Origin of the sequence: Herminiimonas glaciei (assembly GCF_042664955.1) — a bacterium.
Classification (GTDB): domain Bacteria; phylum Pseudomonadota; class Gammaproteobacteria; order Burkholderiales; family Burkholderiaceae_D; genus Oxalicibacterium; species Oxalicibacterium glaciei.
This window is the reverse complement of record NZ_JBHTBU010000002.1, coordinates 707,770-724,522: the sequence shown is the minus strand read 5'-3', so window position 1 is coordinate 724,522 and position 16,753 is coordinate 707,770. Positions and strand designations below refer to the sequence as shown.

Here is a 16,753-nt window from a genome sequence, read left to right as displayed (position 1 = left end):
AAACTAACAGGGATATCCTTCTATGACATACACATCCTGAACTCATCCGGTCGCCGGTCGCTGATGTAACCCGACTCGCCATTTCTCCTGATTGTTTTCCTGCGCATGTATATACCAGAATCCTTACTGTTACTCTCCCTCGTCATCGTTCCCTTCATAGGCTGCGTCATCGCCGCCTGCATGCCCGCAAATGCGCGCAACCGCGAATCCCTGTTGGCCGGCGGCGTTGCCCTGTATGGCCTGCTGATCTCTGCTTATCTCTATCAACACGTCGGCGCCGGTGAAATCGTGCGCTACCAGGCAGCATGGCTGCCGCTGCAGGGCGTGAACTTTGCACTCAGGATGGACGGCCTGGCCTGGTTATTTGTCATGCTGGTACTGGGCGTCGGCTTGCTGGTCGTACTGTACGCACGCTATTACATGTCGCCGGAAGATCCGGTACCGCGCTTCTTTGCCTTCCTGCTGGCTTTCATGGGATCGATGCTGGGCGTGGTCCTGTCCGGCAACCTGATTCAACTGGTGGTGTTCTGGGAACTCACCAGCCTCACCTCATTTTTACTCATCGGTTATTGGCACCATCGGATAGACGCCCGTCGCGGTGCACGTATGGCGTTTACCGTGACGGCGGCCGGCGGCCTTTGCCTGCTGTGCGGCGTCCTGATCATCGGGCATATCGTCGGCAGCTACGATATGGATATCGTACTGGCGGCCGGCGACAAGATCCGTGCGCATGACTGGTATCTGGCGGCGCTGGTACTGGTCGCACTCGGTGCATTGACCAAGAGCGCGCAATTCCCTTTCCATTTCTGGTTGCCGCACGCGATGGCGGCGCCGACTCCGGTGTCGTCTTACCTGCATTCGGCCACCATGGTGAAGGCCGGTGTATTCCTGCTGATCCGCTTCTGGCCTGCATTATCGGGCACTGAAGAATGGACCTGGCTGATTGCCGGGGCCGGCGTATGTACGCTGCTGCTCGGTTCTTTCATCGCGATTTTCCAGCATGACCTGAAAGGTTTGCTCGCCTATTCCACCATCAGCCATCTGGGCCTGATTACCGTATTGCTGGGCATAGGCTCACCGCTGGGCGTAGTCGCGGCGATTTTCCACACCCTGAACCACGCCATTTTCAAGGCCTCGCTGTTCATGGCGGCCGGCATCATCGACCATGAAACCGGCACACGTGACATGCGCGTACTGCACGGCTTGCGCCATGCGATCCCGATTACGGCGACGCTGGCGATTGTTGCCAGTGCGTCGATGGCCGGCGTACCTTTGCTTAACGGCTTCCTGTCGAAAGAAATGTTCTTCGCCGAAACCCTGCATGTGGGCGGCACCGAAAACTGGTGGATGTCGTATGCGGCGGTAGCGATGGGTATTTTCAGCGTCGCTTATTCGCTGCGTTTCATCAGTGTTTTCTTCGGTGCACTGCCCAAGGACTTGCCAAAAACCCCGCATGAACCGCCACGCTGGATGCGCTTCCCGGTTGAATTCCTGGTGCTGCTATGCCTGATCGTCGGCATCGTACCGGGCCTCAGCGTCAGGCCTTTCCTCAACAGTGCAGTCGTCTCGGTACTCGGCGTGCAAACACCTGAATACGACCTTGGCATGTGGCATGGTTTCAACCTGCCGCTGCTGATGAGTTTCATCGCACTCGCCGGTGGCATCGTGTTCTATATCATCCTGCGCCGTTACTTTTACCTGGCGTCGCGTGACCGCGTACCTGTCCTGCATCGCCTCAGTGGTGCGCAAGCATATGAATCGACGATGTTGCGTATCTCGGCCGGTGCGGCACTGCTGGTGAAATGGCTGGGCACACGCCGTTTGCAACCGCAGTTATTCCTGATGATGGTGGCGATGATAGGCGTACCGCTGCTGATGGTGCGGCCGCTGCCGGTACTGAACGCCGCGTCGTTTAACAATGTCGATCCGCTGTTTGCCCTGATGTGGGTGATCGGCTGCGTCTGCGCACTCGCCGGTGCCTGGCAGGCAAAATATCACCGACTGGCTGCCCTGATCCTGGTCGGTGGTACCGGTGTAGTCGTCAGCATGACCTTCCTGTGGTTGTCGGCACCCGACCTGGCACTGACGCAAATGATGGTGGAAACCGTCACCGCGGTCCTGATCCTGCTCGGCCTGCGCTGGCTGCCACGCCGCCTGGTGCCGCGCGAACTGAATATGCAAATCCCGCGCACCGTATGGCTGCGTCGTTCCCGCGATTTGATCCTGGCCATCATCGGCGGTGTCAGTATCGCAGCGGTCAGCTATGCTGTGTTGACGCATCCGCAACCGGCCAGCATAGGCGACTTCTTCCTGCTGCGCGCCCTGTCCGAAGGTGGCGGCTCGAATGTGGTCAACGTCTTGCTGGTGGACTTCCGCGGCTTCGATACCATGGGCGAAATCACGGTACTCTCCATCGTTGCCTTGACGGTCTACGCGCTGCTGCGTCGCTTCCGTCCGGCACCGGAAAGCATGGCGCCACCGGAACAGCAAATCAGCAATATCGACCTGGCGGCACGGCAAACCCCGGCGGAACAAGTCGAATTCGGTTACCTGATGGTGCCTGGCGTCTACCTGCGCTTCCTGCTGCCTTTCATGGCGATGATCGTGGTGTACTTCTTTATGCGCGGGCACAATCTGCCGGGTGGCGGTTTCGTCGCCGGCCTGATTTTTGCGGTCGCCATCATCGTGCAATACATGCTGGCCGGTACTACCTGGGTCGAAACCCATTTGCACCTGCGACCGCTGCGCTGGCTATCGTTCGGCCTGGTGCTGGCCTGCCTCACCGGCCTTGGCGCCTTCCTGCTGGGTTATCCATTCCTGACCAGTCATACCGCGCACCTGCATTTGCCGGTACTCGGTGAAGTTCATGTCCCGAGCGCCTTCTTCTTTGACCTTGGCGTCTTCGTCGTCGTCGTCGGTGCCACCATGCTGATCCTGGTCGCGCTGGCCCACCAATCGATACGTAGTCGTCGCCCGCAACAAGGTAGCGCTGCCGATGCAACTACCACCAACAAGCGAGGGATCGTCTGATGGAAATTGTTATCTCTCTCGCCATAGGCGTACTGTTTGGCTCCGGCATCTGGCTGATCCTGCGGCCACGTAGCTTCCAGGTCCTGACCGGCCTGATGCTGATGTCTTATGCCGTCAATCTTTTTATCTTCATCATGGGTCGCCTGTGGGTCAATCGCCCGCCGTTGACCCTCGGCGAAGCCGCCCCTGATCCGGCCATGTTCACCGACCCGGTGCCGCAGGCACTGGTGCTGACCGCCATCGTTATCGGCTTTGCCACGACCGCCTTGTATCTGGTCGTCATGATCGGTTCGCGCGGCCTGACCGGCACCGATCACGTCGACGGCGAGGAGACTGATTGATGAAGCTGGAATGGATCCAACACCTGATCATCCTGCCGGTGCTGCTACCGCTCTTATGCGGCGCACTGCTGATCCTGGTTAACGAAAGTCGACATCAATTCAAGTTCTTCGTGAATTTGACTTCTGTCTTGCTGCAACTCGCGGTCGCCATCGTCCTGATACAACTGACCGACAGCGAACAATGGCTGGATGGCATAGGCGTATACCTGGCGGCCAACTGGAGCGCGCCATTTGGTATCTCGCTGATTGCCGATCGCCTGGCCGCGATGATGCTCTTGCTCACCGCCGTCCTGGCAACTGCCGCCCTGCTGTATTCGATGATGCGCTGGAGCCGCATCGGCGTGCATTTCCATACGCTATTCCAATTCCTGCTGATGGGAATTAACGGTGCCTTCCTGACACATGACCTGTTCAACCTCTTTGTCTTCTTCGAGGTCATGCTGGCGGCATCTTACGGTCTGGTGCTGCATGGCTATAACACCGCGCGCATCCGCGCCGGCATGCAATACATCGCGATCAACCTTGCCGCATCACTGTTGTTCCTGATCGGCGTCGCCTTGATCTACGCCAGCACCGGTACGCTGAATATGGCGGATCTCGCGGCACGCATACCGCAAGTCGATGCGAATGACCTGGTCTTCCTGAAAATCGGCGTCGCCGTCCTCGCTATCGCCTTCCTGGTCAAGAGTGCAATGTGGCCACTCGGCTTTTGGTTGCCGACCACCTATGCCGCCGCTTCACCGCCGGTTACCGCCATGCTGGTGCTGATGACCAAGGTCGGTGCCTACGTAATCCTGCGCTTGTGGTTGCTGATCTTCTCGCCGGATGCCGGTGCCGTCGCCGGTTATGGTTACGACGCATTGCTGTGGGGTGGCATGGCGACCATCGTCTTTGGCGCAGCCGGCATGCTGGCCAGTGAAGGCCTCGGACGTATGGCTGGATATGGTGCGATTGTGTCGTCCGGTACCTTGCTGGCAGTGATAGGTTACGGCCAGGCTTCGCTGGTCACCGCCGGCCTGTACTACCTGCTTGGTTCGACCATGGCGATGGCGGCTTTTGTCTTGCTGATTGAACTGGTGGAACGCATCCGTTCGCCTGGCGCAAACATGCTGGCACTGACGATGGAAGCGTTTGCGATTGAAGAAAAACCGGAAGAAACCGCCGGCGTCGGCATTCCCGGTGCGCTGGCATTCCTTGGCCTCGCCTTTGCCGGTTGCGCGCTCATCATTGCCGGTCTGCCGCCGCTGTCGGGCTTTGTTGCGAAATTCGGCCTGTTCCATGCCTTGCTGCATCCGGATGCGAGCAATATCGTCATTAGCTCGACCACCTGGGCCTTGATGACCTTGATCGTACTGTCCGGCCTCGCCGCGATTATTTCACTGATGCGTTTTGGTGTACGTACTTTCTGGGCTTCGGGTGCGATCGCTTCGCCACGCCTGCACCTGAGCGAAGTGCTGCCCATCAGCGCCCTGCTCCTGCTGTGCGTGATACTTACCGTGCAGGCAGGACCGGTGTTTGCCTATCTGGAACGCACCAGCAATGACTTGCATAAACCTTCGCAATACATAGACCGGGTGATTTCCGAACCTGCGGTACCGAATGCTTCTGCCAACGGAGGTCGCCCATGAAACGCTGGCTACCCTCACCGCTGATGTCTTTCATCCTGCTGCTGTTCTGGCTGTTGCTCAATGAAAGCCTGGAAGCCTCCACCTGGTTACTCGGCATCATCCTGGCGATCGTCATACCGGTCTTGACGCAGCCTTTGCAACCGCTGGGCTTCCCGCGCATCTCGAAACCGCTGACGCTGTTCCGCCTGCTGTGGATGGCACTGATAGAAATCGTGCGCTCCTGCCTGAATGTCAGCCGCCTGATTTTGTTCACACCACGCAGCAAGCTGAATTCGCAGTTCATCCGTATTCCGCTGGACATCCGCAATCCTTATGGCCTGGCGATGTTGTCCTGCCTGATCAACTCGACACCGGGCACGGTGTGGGTGGAAATCCTGCCGGATACCCATGAACTGGCGCTGCACGTGTTCGACCTGCACGACGAACAATGGTGGATAGACACCATCAAGACGCAATACGAGCGGCCCTTGATCGAAGTTTTTGAACAGGAGAAAGTGACATGACGCTCATGCTGGAACTGGCAGTCAAGTTCGCCTTCCTCTGCATCATCCTGGCGATGCTGTGCTGCACGATCCGCCTGCTGATAGGCCCGACCGCGCATGACCGCGTGCTGGCGCTGGATACGCTGTGGATGTGCGCAATGTTGCTGGCATTGATGCTGGGCATACGTTTTGGCGACCTGATTTATTTTGAGGCGGCGATGATGATTGCATTGCTTGGCTTTGTCTCGACGATTGCGCTGACCAAATTCCTGATGCGCGGGGAGATCATAGAATGAATGGATTTGAAACCTTGCCGGCCTGGGCCGCGCTGCCTGTTGCCCTGTTGCTGATCGTCGGCGGTGCCGTGATCCTGATCGGCGCGCTCGGTCTGCTGCGCCTGCCCAGTTTTTATCAGCGCATACACGGGCCGGCGATTACGGTCACGCTGGGTGCCGGCTGCCTGCTGCTGGCTTCGATGCTTTACTTCACCGTCCTGCAATCGCGCCTGGTGATCCATGAACTGATTATCTCCGCCTTCATCCTGATGACAGCACCGGTAGTCGCGATGCTGATCATGCGGGCTGCCGTCTATCGCGACTTGCGGGCCGGCAAACGCAATGCAGGAGCCGATTCGGGCGCGGTCTACAGCTTCCCGGAAAAAGAATAAATCCCCGACATCGGGCGTCCGGAACGCCCGAATCCCCGTTTTCCGTCCAAAAAACAGTTGTTAACACGCTCTTAACAGCTGTCGATTGCATGCCGTCCCGGCGTTTGCATAAACTCACATAAAACGTATTCAAATCAGCAACATCCGGACGGGACGACTGGTAGAATTCAATTACCATCACTCCCGGCTTATGCTGAACTCCCATGCCAAACGCACGCACTGAGCAGCTGACGCAATCCGTTCGCAACTTCTCGGGCAAACCGGTAGTGCGACGAACATTGATCGGCCTGCTCGCGTTCATCGTCCTGATCGGCCTGTTCGGCTACTTTGCGTTGCCGGGCATCATCAAATCGCAAGCGGAACAAATCATTACGGAAAAATTGCACCGCCAGACCAGCATCGGCAAGGTCGAGGTCAATCCGTACGCAATGCGCCTGACGATACATGACATGAAGCTGATGGAGCCGGAAGGTGACGTCACCTTCGCCAGCTTTGAAAAGCTGATGGTCAATGTCTCGTACAAGTCCCTGCTGCGCTTTGCACCTGTCATCGAACAAGTTCAGCTCAGCACGCCGTATGTGCATCTGGTGCGCAAGGATGCGGCAAGCACCAATATCGATGACATCATCGAACTGATCAACAGCCAGCCGCCATCGCCCGAACCGGCACGCTTCTCGGCCTTCAATATCGAAATAGATAAAGGGCACATCGAACTCGATGACAAGACAGCGCAAACCAAGCATGAAATCACCGACCTGAAACTGGGCGTACCCTTCATCTCGTCACTGCCATCACAAGTCGAAGTCTATGTTGAGCCCTTGCTGAGCGCGAACGTCAACGGTTCGCCTATGCTGATCAAAGGCAAGGCACATCCGTTTGCCGACCCGGTCAATGCCGTGGTCGACCTGAACCTGGATGATGTGGACCTGACTGATTACCTGAAGTACGTCCCCGGTACCCCACACTTCAAGGTTCCCAGCGCCAAACTCGATGTGCACCTGACCGCCGACTTCCGCCAGGAAAAAGAAAAAGCCCCGGCCCTGCTGATCAGCGGCAACATCAAACTGAAAGCGCTGCAACTCAACGATCAAAACGACAAATCGATAGTGAAACTGCCGGAACTGGCAGTCACGCTGAATGAAGCCAAGGTCCTGAGCGAACGCTTTGAAATCGCCAAGCTGGAAATCAATGGTGTGGAAGCAGACATTACGCGTAACGCGAACGGCCAGTTCAATTTCGATAATCTGCTGACACCGCCGACGCCATCCAAAACTGCAGCGGCTAATAAACCTGTCGCCACACCTGCTGCACCGGTTCCTGCATCTGCAGACACAGCGGCAAAAACGGCCGACAGTGCCCCGGCAGCAGACTCGACGACCGCAGCAGCACCGGCTAAAGCAACGAGCAAAGCACCTGCGGCCTTTACGCTGGCACTGGGCGAACTCGCGATCAACAACGCCGCGCTGCGCTATAGCGATGCACAAGGCGAACGCCCGGTGAACGCCAGCATAGAAAAATTCAATCTGGCCGTCAGCAAGGTCGAAGTCGATACCGGCAAGAAAGCCGTCACGGTCGAAGAAGTGTCATCCGACCAGGCCGACTTTGATTTACTGCAAGGCAAAGTGCGCAGCAATGCGGCTCCCGCGAAGAAAGGCAGCGGCGACAGTCCGGCAAAAGCTGCTGCCAAAACCAATGATGCGCCCTACACGGTAGATATCAACAAGATCGCCATCAGCAATTGGTCGGCGCGCCTGGAAGACCGCAGCCTGCCCAAAGCAGCGGTCACCACCATAGCTCCTTTGACGCTGTCGCTGCAAAACCTCTCGACCAAAGCCAATACACGCGGCCAACTCGACCTGAAGGCAGCCGTCAACAAGAATGGGCAGCTCGCCATCAACGGCAGCGTCGGCATGACGCCTTTGCACACCGATCTCGCGCTGGATTTCAAGAGCGTCGATATCATGCAGTTGCAGCCTTACTTCACCGACCAGGTCAACATCCTGCTGACCCGCGCCGATGTATCAGGCAAGGGCAAGCTGCAAATCGATCAGGGTAAAGGTGATGCATTGGTCGGCGGCTTCAAGGGTGACCTGACGGTAGGCAACCTCGCCACTATCGACAAACTGAGCAGCAACGACTTCCTGCGCTGGAAATCGCTCTACTTCGGCGGCATGGATGTACGCCTGGCACCGTTTGCATTGAGCATAGACCAGGTTTCGCTGAGTGATTTCTTCGCCCGTATCATCATTGACCCGACCGGCCGCATCAACCTGCAAGACGTCAAACGCAGTGAAACAGTCGGGCAAAAAAGTGTGACCGAGGAAAACAAACCGGCCGCGCCGAATCCGCCGGTAGCCTCGTCCAAAACAGTGGTGCTGCCACCGCCAGCCAAAGCCGCCAGCGACATTCCGCCGATCAAGATTAAAAAGCTGACGCTGCAAGGCGGACAGATACGCTTTACCGATAACTTCATTAAGCCTAACTACACCGCCAACCTGATGAAGTTTGGCGGTACGGTCAGCGGCTTGTCGTCGGATCCGAATAGCAATGCGAATGTCGACCTGAAAGGCCAGGTCAACAGCGCGCCTCTCGCCATCGCCGGCAGCGTCAACCCGCTGAAAGGTGATTTGACACTGGATCTGAAGGCGGAAGTGCATGGCATGGAACTGGCACCGCTTTCGCCCTACTCCGGTCGCTACATCGGTTACGGCATCGAGAAAGGCAAACTGTCTTTCGAAGTCGCCTACAAGGTGCAGGATCGCGTCCTGAGTGCGCAGAACCGCCTGATCCTCGAACAGCTGACACTGGGCGACAAGGTGGAAGGTTCGACTGCGGGTAATTTACCGGTCAATTTTGCGCTGGCCTTGCTGCGCGATCGCAACGGCGTGATCGATATCAACCTGCCGATCGGCGGCTCACTCGATGATCCGCAATTCTCGATAGGCGGCATCATTGTGAAAGTCATCGTCAACCTGATCACGAAAGCGGTAACCGCGCCATTCGCGCTAATCGGTTCGCTGTTCGGCGGCGGCGAAGAACTTTCCAACCTCGAATTTGCGGTGGGCCGGGCGAATATCGACGACACCGGCGAAAGCAAGCTCAAGAGCATGGCAAAAATGCTGACCGACCGTCCGGCACTGAAACTCGAAATCACCGGCCGCACCGATCCTGAAGCCGATCGCGAAGGCTTGAAACAGGCATCGATCGATCGCAAGGTGCGCGCACTGAAACTGAAAGACATGGTGTCGCGCGGCCAATCCGGCGATATCGAAAGCCTGACGATTACGCCACAGGAATATCCGGCCTTGCTCAAACGCGTCTATAGCGCGGAGAAATTCCCGAAACCGCGCAATATGATAGGCCTGCAAAAAGATATCCCGGTCGATGAGATGGAAAAACTGATGGTCACCAATACCACCGTCAGCGACGATGACCTGACCGCACTGGCAAATCGCCGGGCGCAAGCGGTCAAGGACTGGCTGCTGCAAACCGGCAAAATCCCAGAAGACCGCCTGTTCCTGCTGGCGTCCAAATCCGGAGCCGGTGCTGCGAAAGAAGGCACGGCAAGCGCCAAAGCCAGCCGCGTGGATTTTTCATTGAAATAAAACCTGGTACCTGCCGCCTTGCCTGCGCCCCTGCTTAACACTTCAGGGGTGCAGGTAGCCACCTAACAGTTGCAACAGAGAAAACACTTCACTATTCCCGGATATTTTTCTCTGCTGTCAAGACTGGCGCATTCGCATTAATTGCGTATCATCTATCGCTCGTTGCACTCATATTTCATTCTGATCATTCATGCTGCCTTCAATCGAACAACGCCTCGCCGTCGAACTCGTCGCCAAACCAATACAAATCGCTGCTGCCGTCGCCCTGCTGGATGAAGGCGCCACTGTGCCTTTTATCGCCCGCTACCGCAAGGAAGTGACAGGCGGTCTCGACGATACGCAACTGCGCCTGCTGGAAGAACGCCTGCGCTACCTGCGCGAGCTGGAAGACCGCCGTGCTGCGATCATTTCTTCGATCGAAGAACAAAAGAAAATGACGCCGGAATTGCTGGATGCGATCACGCATGCGGAAGACAAGACCCGCCTCGAAGATTTATACCTGCCGTACAAACAGAAACGTCGCACCAAAGCGCAAATCGCAGTGGAAGCAGGTTTGACCCCATTGGCCGAAGCCTTGCTGGAAAACCCGACGCTGAATCCGGAAGAAGAAGCGGCCAAATACCTGAAGCCGGCCTTCACGGTGGAAGGCGTGGAAAATCCGGGCGTAGCCGACACCAAGGCCGCGCTCGATGGCGCGCGCCAGATCCTGATGGAACGCTTCGCCGAAGATGCCGGTTTGCTGCAAGCCTTGCGTGAATACCTGACCGAACATGGCATCGTTGAATCCAAAGTGGTCGAAGGCAAGGAAGATGCCGGCGCGAAGTTCGCCGATTACTTCGATTACTCCGAAACCATAGCTACCATCCCGTCGCACCGCGCACTGGCGATGTTCCGTGGTCGCCGCGAAGAGATGCTGAACGTTAATTTGCGTCTCGACAGCGAAGAAGAAAAACCGAAATGGGATGCGCCGCACAATCCATGCGAAGGTCGTATCGCATCGCGCTTTGGCATCAGCAACCAGGGGCGTCCTGCTGACAAATGGTTATTCGATACCGTACGCTGGACCTGGCGCGTCAAAGTCTTCATGCATCTGGAAACAGAGCTGATGACCAATCTGCGTGAGAAAGCAGAAGTCGAGGCGATCAATGTCTTTGCACTGAACCTGAAAGCCCTGTTGCTGGCAGCACCAGCCGGACCACGCGCCACCATGGGCCTGGATCCCGGCCTGCGTACCGGCGTCAAGGTTGCCGTTGTTGACGCTACCGGCAAGGTAGTCGATACCGCCACCGTTTATCCGCATCAACCGCGTAATGACTGGGACGGCACGCTGCATACACTGGCGCAGCTGGCGGAAAAACACAAAGTCGCGCTGATCTCCATCGGCAACGGTACCGCTTCGCGTGAAACCGACAAGCTGGCGCAAGACCTGATCAAGATGCGCCCTGAACTGAAACTGACCAAAATCGTGGTGTCGGAAGCCGGTGCTTCGGTCTACTCGGCATCCGAATTCGCATCGCGCGAATTGCCGGATATGGATGTCTCGATCCGCGGCGCAGTATCCATCGCCCGTCGCCTGCAGGATCCGTTGGCGGAACTGGTGAAGATCGATCCAAAGTCTATCGGCGTCGGCCAATACCAGCATGATGTCGGCCAGACCCAGTTGGCACGCTCGCTGGACGCCGTGGTTGAAGATTGCGTGAATGCCGTTGGTGTAGACGTCAACACCGCTTCCGCGCCGCTGCTGGCCCGCGTATCCGGCCTGAATAACAGCGTCGCGCAAAGCATCGTCAGCTATCGCGACCTGAAAGGCATGTTTACCTCACGTGCCGACCTGCGCGCAGTGCCACGCCTGGGCGACAAGACATTTGAACAGGCAGCGGGATTCCTGCGCGTGATGGCAGGTGACAATCCGCTGGATGCATCGGCGGTCCACCCGGAATCCTATCCACTGGTCGAAAAAATCCTGGCTGATATCAAAAAAGATGTGAAAAGCATCATCGGCGATGAAAAGGTCTTGAAATCACTGAGCCCGGCCAAATACGCGGATGAAAAATTCGGTATCCCGACGATTACCGATATCCTGAAAGAATTGGAAAAACCAGGCCGCGATCCGCGTCCGGAATTCACCACCGCCACCTTCAAGGATGGCGTCGAAGAAATCAGGGATTTGCGCCCGGACATGATCCTCGAAGGCGTGGTCACCAACGTCGCCGCCTTCGGTGCGTTTGTCGACATCGGCGTGCATCAGGATGGCCTGGTACATATTTCCGCCCTGTCCAACACCTTCGTCAAAGACCCGCACACCGTGGTCAAGGCCGGACAAGTTGTCAAAGTGAAAGTACTGGAAGTCGATGAAAAGCGTAAACGTATCGCTTTGACAATGCGTTTATCGGACTCGACACCAGTCGCTGGCAGCAAACCAGAGCAGCGCGGTGACCGCAATGACAGCCGTCGCCTCTCGCAGCACCAAAACCAGCAGAGCCGCCAGCCGGAAACCAGCAGCGCAATGGCGGCGGCATTCGCCAAACTGAAGGGATAAGCAGCAAGATTCCGCGGATTTTCTTATAATGTCAGATTAACCCATAGTGAGGCAGCAATGAGCGACGACGTACAATCCTGGATCAAGGAAACCGTAAGCCAAAATCCAGTCGTTTTATTCATGAAAGGCACGGCACAATTTCCACAGTGCGGCTTTTCCGGCAAGGCAATCCAGTTGCTGAAAGAAAGTGGCGTGCAGGATCTGGTCACGGTCAACGTGCTGGACGATGCTGAAGTACGCCAGGGCATCAAGGACTTTTCGCAATGGCCAACCGTACCGCAGCTGTACGTGAAAGGCGAATTCATCGGCGGCTCCGACATCATGAACGAGATGTTTGAATCCGGCGAACTGCAAGCATTGCTGAAAGCCTGAAGTGACAGCGTCTGCTGACGCTACTCCGACGCTGCACCGGAAGCGATTGATTATCGCCATCACCGGTGCCACCGGCGTCATCTATGGCATACGCCTGCTGCAAGTACTACGCGATATCGCGGGTGTGGAAACACACCTGCTGATATCCGAAGCAGGTGTGCTGAACCTCCATCAAGAACTCGATATGAAGCGCAAGGATGTGGAAGCGCTGGCCGATGTCGTGCACAACGTGCGCGATGTGGGCGCTGCCATTGCGAGTGGTTCTTTCCAATCCGACGGCATGATCATTGCGCCCTGCTCGATGAAGACGCTGGCGGCAGTGGCGCACGGCTTTTCCGACAACCTGATTTCCCGTGCCGCCGACGTGGTGCTGAAAGAGCGTCGCCGCCTGGTCCTGATGGTGCGTGAAACGCCGTTCAATCTCGCGCACCTGCGCAATATGACAGCTGTCACCGAAATGGGCGGCATCATCTTCCCGCCGCTACCCGGCTTTTATCACCGCCCTGCATCGATAGCAGAGATGGTCGACCACACGACAGGACGCGTACTGGATTTGTTTGATATCCAGCACAGCCTGACGCCGCGCTGGAATGGTTTGAAAGACTAGATCTCTGCTACAGACCTAGTTCGCCAGGCGACGCTTGCCATCCTGGTAGGTGTAGATAGAAATTGTCGGATTCTTGATCTCACCCCGCGCATCGAACTGGACGTTCGACATGACCCCGGCAAAATGCACCTTGGCCATCGCCGGCAAGTATTTTTGCGGCTCTACGCTATTGGCAGCCTGCATCGCTTTCGCGACTGCCAGCACAGCGTCGTAGGAATACGGGCCATGCATCTGGAACTGGCCCGGGAATTTATCGTCATAGCGCTTCTTCCACGCACGGCTGGCCGCGGTACGATCGAGTGCGATGCCGCTATGCGCACACACGAGATTGTCTTGTATCTTCATGCCTTCGGTGCGCTGCTCCATGCCCTGCGTACAGATGCCGTCACCGCCGATAAACTTCTGCCGCGTCAGGCCCAGCTGTTCCATTTGTCGCAGCATCGCACTGCCTTGCGGGTCCATGCCACCGAAGAAAATACCATCCGGATTGCGTCCCTTGATAGCGGTCAGGATCGCACTGAAATCGACCGCCTTGTCATTGGTGTATTGCTGGGTGACGACAGTCACCGGCGTGTTGCGCAGAGCGGTCCGGAACGCATCGGCCAGCCCCTGGCCATAAGCACTGCGATCATCCACCACCGCTATTGTTTTCAGCTTCAGTACATTCACCGTATAAGCAGCGAGGGCCTGCGCCAGCGTGCTGTCATTCGCCAGCATGCGGAACGTGGTGTTGTATGCAGACTTGGTCAGCTCGGGGCTGGTGGCGGATGGCGACAGGTTGGGCAAGCCGCACTGATGGTAAATCCGCGCAGCCGGGATCGCAGTACCGGAATTGGTATGCCCTATCACCGCATTCACGTGCAAATCGCAAAAGCGTTGCGCAACGGCCGCGCCTTGCTTGGGATCTGCGGCGTCGTCTTCGGACAACAACTCAAAACGCAGTTGCTTGCCACCGACGACGATTTTCTTTTCATTCAATTCATCCACCGCCAGGCGCGCGCCATTCTGGCTATCCTTGCCGTAAAACGCTTGCGGTCCGGTTAGTGGTGCAGCCAGGCCTATTTTGACGGTCTGCACGTCCTGTGCATGAACCAGCGCAGCAGCACAAAACAACATGGTGGAGATGATGAGCGAACTTGATTTCATGAGTACTGAAAGAGAAATATGAAATGAATAGCCCCATTCTATCCGCAGATAGGGCCGGGACTGAACCTATGCAAGACTACCGGGCATGGATGAAAAGCGAACATATAAGAAAAAACCCCTCATAGCGAAGCTATAAGGGGTTTTTATTTGGTGCCGACTGCCGGTTTCGAACTGGCCACCTGATGATTACAAATCAACTGCTCTACCAAATGAGCTAAGTCGGCTAAACTTTTTGCAGAGCAGTATTATACTCTATTTGATACGGGTAAGGGTAGGTCTTCCACCTTTTTTCGGTGGATCAGGCTCATCCGAACCATCGTCGTCATTTTTCTCGTGTGGAGCCGTCGGTACCGACGTCAATGCAGGCGCAGCATGTACTGGTGCCGCCTCTTCCACGTCGGTGTCTTCAACTTCTTCCCCAGCTTCTTCCACCGCATCTTTATTTGTGGCTTCAAACGCCATGCCCTGCCCGTTTTCACGCGCATAGATGGCCACCACATTATCGACCGGGACCGAGATATCACGGGAAACGCCGCCGAAACGTGCGCTGAAGCGGATCAAATCATTTTCCATCTTCAGGCCGCTGGTCGCGCTGAAGCTGATGTTCAGGACAATCTCGCCGTTCTTGACGAACTCCATCGGCACACGTGTGGCACCGTCTACTACGGCAGCCATGTATGGGGTATAGCCGTTATCGGTACACCATTCGTAAATGGCGCGCAGTAAATAAGGTTTGGTTGAAGTTTCAGACATGATGGCGATCAGCTCTACACGGCTAAAAAGTGTGCCACGAAACCCCGGCAATGTCGTTGATTGAAATATAAGCTTTCATACAAGGACATTACCGGAACCTCACAGCGCAGTTTTTTAACGGCGCATGACCTTTTCAGAAGGCGTCAATGCTTCGATATAGGCCGGACGCGAGAAGATGCGTTCAGCGTATTTCATCAGCGGTGCAGCGGTTTTCGACAATTCGATGCCGTAATGATCCAGACGCCACAACAACGGTGCAATCGCCACGTCCAGCATCGAGAATTCATCGCCCAGCATGTATTTGTTCTTCAGGAACAGTGGAGCCAGCGTCGTCAGGCGGTCACGGATTTCATTCCGTGCTTTTTCCTGGACTTTTTCACCGCTGCGACCCTTGTCGTTTTCCAGCGTGTGTACGTGGATGAACAATTCTTTTTCAAAATTGAAGAGCATCAGGCGCGCACGCGCGCGCATCAATGGGTCTGCCGGCATCAATTGCGGATGCGGGAAGCGTTCATCAATGTATTCGTTGATGATGTTCGATTCATACAAAATCAAGTCGCGCTCAACCAGGATAGGCACCTGGCCGTACGGATTCATGGTCGAAATATCTTCCGGCTTGTTGAACAAATCTACATCGCGAACTTCGAAGTCCATGCCTTTTTCAAACAGAACCAGGCGGCAACGTTGGGAGAATGGGCAGGTTGTACCCGAATAGAGAACCATCATTTTTATAGTTCCTTAGAAACAAAAGGGTGAGACCCGTTACGGCTCACCCTAAAACAAACCCCGCAAACTGCGGGCAAGAAAATTACTTGATGTCTTTCCAATAGGAAGCATTCAAGCGCCAGGTGATCACAATAAATACACCCAGGAACAGCAATACCCAAACGCCCAGGCGTTTACGGGTATTTTGCGCCGGTTCGGCCATCCAGGTCATGAATGACACCAAATCGGCAACAGCTTTGTCGTACTCCAATGGGGTCAGCAGACCCGGAGTCACTTGTTCAAAGCCGGCAAACTTGTGCACGACCTTGCTAGCGTCGTGCGGATCTTTTTCATCTACAAACTTGGCGTCGCGTATGCCTTGCAACTCCCACAACACATGCGGCATACCAACGTTAGGGAACACCATATTGTTCCAGCCGGTGGCCCGTGTGTCGTCCTTGTAGTACGAACGCAGGTAAGTATACAACCAGTCGGCACCTGTGCCTGCGCCGGATGCTTTGGCACGGGCGATGACGGACAGGTCAGGCGGAACTGCACCGAACCAGTTTTTCGCATCTTTCGGTGCCATTGCAATGGTCATCATGCCGCCGACCTTGTCCGACGTGAAGAGCAGATTGTTTTTGATCTGTTCTTCGGTCAGGCCGAGGTCTTGCAGCTTGTTGTAGCGCAGCGATGAAGCAGCATGGCAGCTCAGGCAATAGTTCACGAACAGGCGTGCACCGTTTTGCAGTGCTGCGAGGTCCTTGGTACGGTCAGGAGCGTGGTCCAGCGGGAAATCGCTTTCCGAAGCCAGCACCAGGCCTGGCAAGAGCACCAGAGACGCAATCAGTTTTTTCAGCAATGTCATGATTCTGTTA

14 protein-coding genes and 1 tRNA gene are annotated in these 16,753 nt (G+C 56.1%); 10 read left to right on the top strand and 5 right to left on the bottom strand.

Translation table 11 applies throughout. The features are described from left to right. The first annotated feature begins 105 nt into the window (after nt 1-105). From ACFQPC_RS14265 to ACFQPC_RS14220, 10 genes are all read left to right on the top strand, one after another. On the top strand, nt 106-3,030 hold the full coding sequence (locus tag ACFQPC_RS14265) for a monovalent cation/H+ antiporter subunit A (protein ID WP_382272537.1): 2,925 nt from the start codon (nt 106-108) through the stop codon (nt 3,028-3,030). Further along, complete coding sequence (locus ACFQPC_RS14260; RefSeq protein WP_382272536.1) at nt 3,030-3,371, top strand: Na+/H+ antiporter subunit C; 342 nt, start codon at nt 3,030-3,032, stop codon at nt 3,369-3,371. The genes ACFQPC_RS14265 and ACFQPC_RS14260 overlap by 1 nt, the downstream gene beginning before the upstream one ends. Beyond that, entirely contained in the window at nt 3,371-4,999 is a 1,629-nt protein-coding gene (locus ACFQPC_RS14255) for a monovalent cation/H+ antiporter subunit D (protein WP_382272535.1), read from the top strand. The genes ACFQPC_RS14260 and ACFQPC_RS14255 overlap by 1 nt, the downstream gene beginning before the upstream one ends. After that, the gene (locus ACFQPC_RS14250; RefSeq protein ID WP_382272534.1) at nt 4,996-5,502 is read left to right on the top strand and encodes a Na+/H+ antiporter subunit E; all 507 of its coding nucleotides are present in this window, start codon (nt 4,996-4,998) and stop codon (nt 5,500-5,502) included. Before ACFQPC_RS14255 ends, ACFQPC_RS14250 begins: the two co-directional genes overlap by 4 nt. Next, on the top strand, nt 5,499-5,777 hold the full coding sequence (locus ACFQPC_RS14245) for a K+/H+ antiporter subunit F (RefSeq protein WP_012081103.1): 279 nt from the start codon (nt 5,499-5,501) through the stop codon (nt 5,775-5,777). Before ACFQPC_RS14250 ends, ACFQPC_RS14245 begins: the two co-directional genes overlap by 4 nt. Next, entirely contained in the window at nt 5,774-6,148 is a 375-nt protein-coding gene (mnhG, locus tag ACFQPC_RS14240) for a monovalent cation/H(+) antiporter subunit G (protein ID WP_382272533.1), read from the top strand. The genes ACFQPC_RS14245 and mnhG overlap by 4 nt, the downstream gene beginning before the upstream one ends. Nucleotides 6,149-6,351: 203 nt before the next feature. Beyond that, nucleotides 6,352-9,753, top strand: coding sequence for a DUF748 domain-containing protein (locus ACFQPC_RS14235; protein WP_382272532.1), 3,402 nt, complete (start codon nt 6,352-6,354; stop codon nt 9,751-9,753). A gap of 190 nt (nt 9,754-9,943) precedes the next feature. Then, on the top strand, nt 9,944-12,292 hold the full coding sequence (locus tag ACFQPC_RS14230; protein WP_382272531.1) for a Tex family protein: 2,349 nt from the start codon (nt 9,944-9,946) through the stop codon (nt 12,290-12,292). 57 nt (nt 12,293-12,349) lie between these two features. Continuing rightward, a complete protein-coding gene (gene grxD, locus ACFQPC_RS14225; protein ID WP_012081107.1) occupies nt 12,350-12,664 on the top strand; it encodes a Grx4 family monothiol glutaredoxin in 315 nt (104 codons plus the stop codon). 1 nt (nt 12,665) lies between these two features. Next, entirely contained in the window at nt 12,666-13,271 is a 606-nt protein-coding gene (locus ACFQPC_RS14220; RefSeq protein WP_382272530.1) for a UbiX family flavin prenyltransferase, read from the top strand. A gap of 15 nt (nt 13,272-13,286) precedes the next feature. Here the strand turns inward: ACFQPC_RS14220 and ACFQPC_RS14215 are convergent, their stop codons facing one another. The 5 genes from ACFQPC_RS14215 to ACFQPC_RS14195 form a co-directional block, all read right to left on the bottom strand. After that, a complete protein-coding gene (locus ACFQPC_RS14215; protein ID WP_382272529.1) occupies nt 13,287-14,417 on the bottom strand; it encodes a branched-chain amino acid ABC transporter substrate-binding protein in 1,131 nt (376 codons plus the stop codon). Nucleotides 14,418-14,565: 148 nt separating this feature from the next. Continuing rightward, nucleotides 14,566-14,641 (bottom strand) — tRNA-Thr (locus ACFQPC_RS14210). 28 nt (nt 14,642-14,669) lie between these two features. Then, nucleotides 14,670-15,170, bottom strand: a complete 501-nt coding sequence (locus ACFQPC_RS14205) for a ClpXP protease specificity-enhancing factor (protein WP_382272528.1) — start codon at nt 15,168-15,170, stop codon at nt 14,670-14,672. Nucleotides 15,171-15,284: 114 nt separating this feature from the next. Beyond that, on the bottom strand, nt 15,285-15,896 hold the full coding sequence (locus ACFQPC_RS14200; RefSeq protein ID WP_124574326.1) for a glutathione S-transferase N-terminal domain-containing protein: 612 nt from the start codon (nt 15,894-15,896) through the stop codon (nt 15,285-15,287). An 82-nt stretch (nt 15,897-15,978) separates the two neighbouring features. Continuing rightward, a complete protein-coding gene (locus ACFQPC_RS14195) occupies nt 15,979-16,743 on the bottom strand; it encodes a cytochrome c1 (RefSeq protein ID WP_382272527.1) in 765 nt (254 codons plus the stop codon). Between the last annotated feature and the right edge of the window lie 10 nt (nt 16,744-16,753).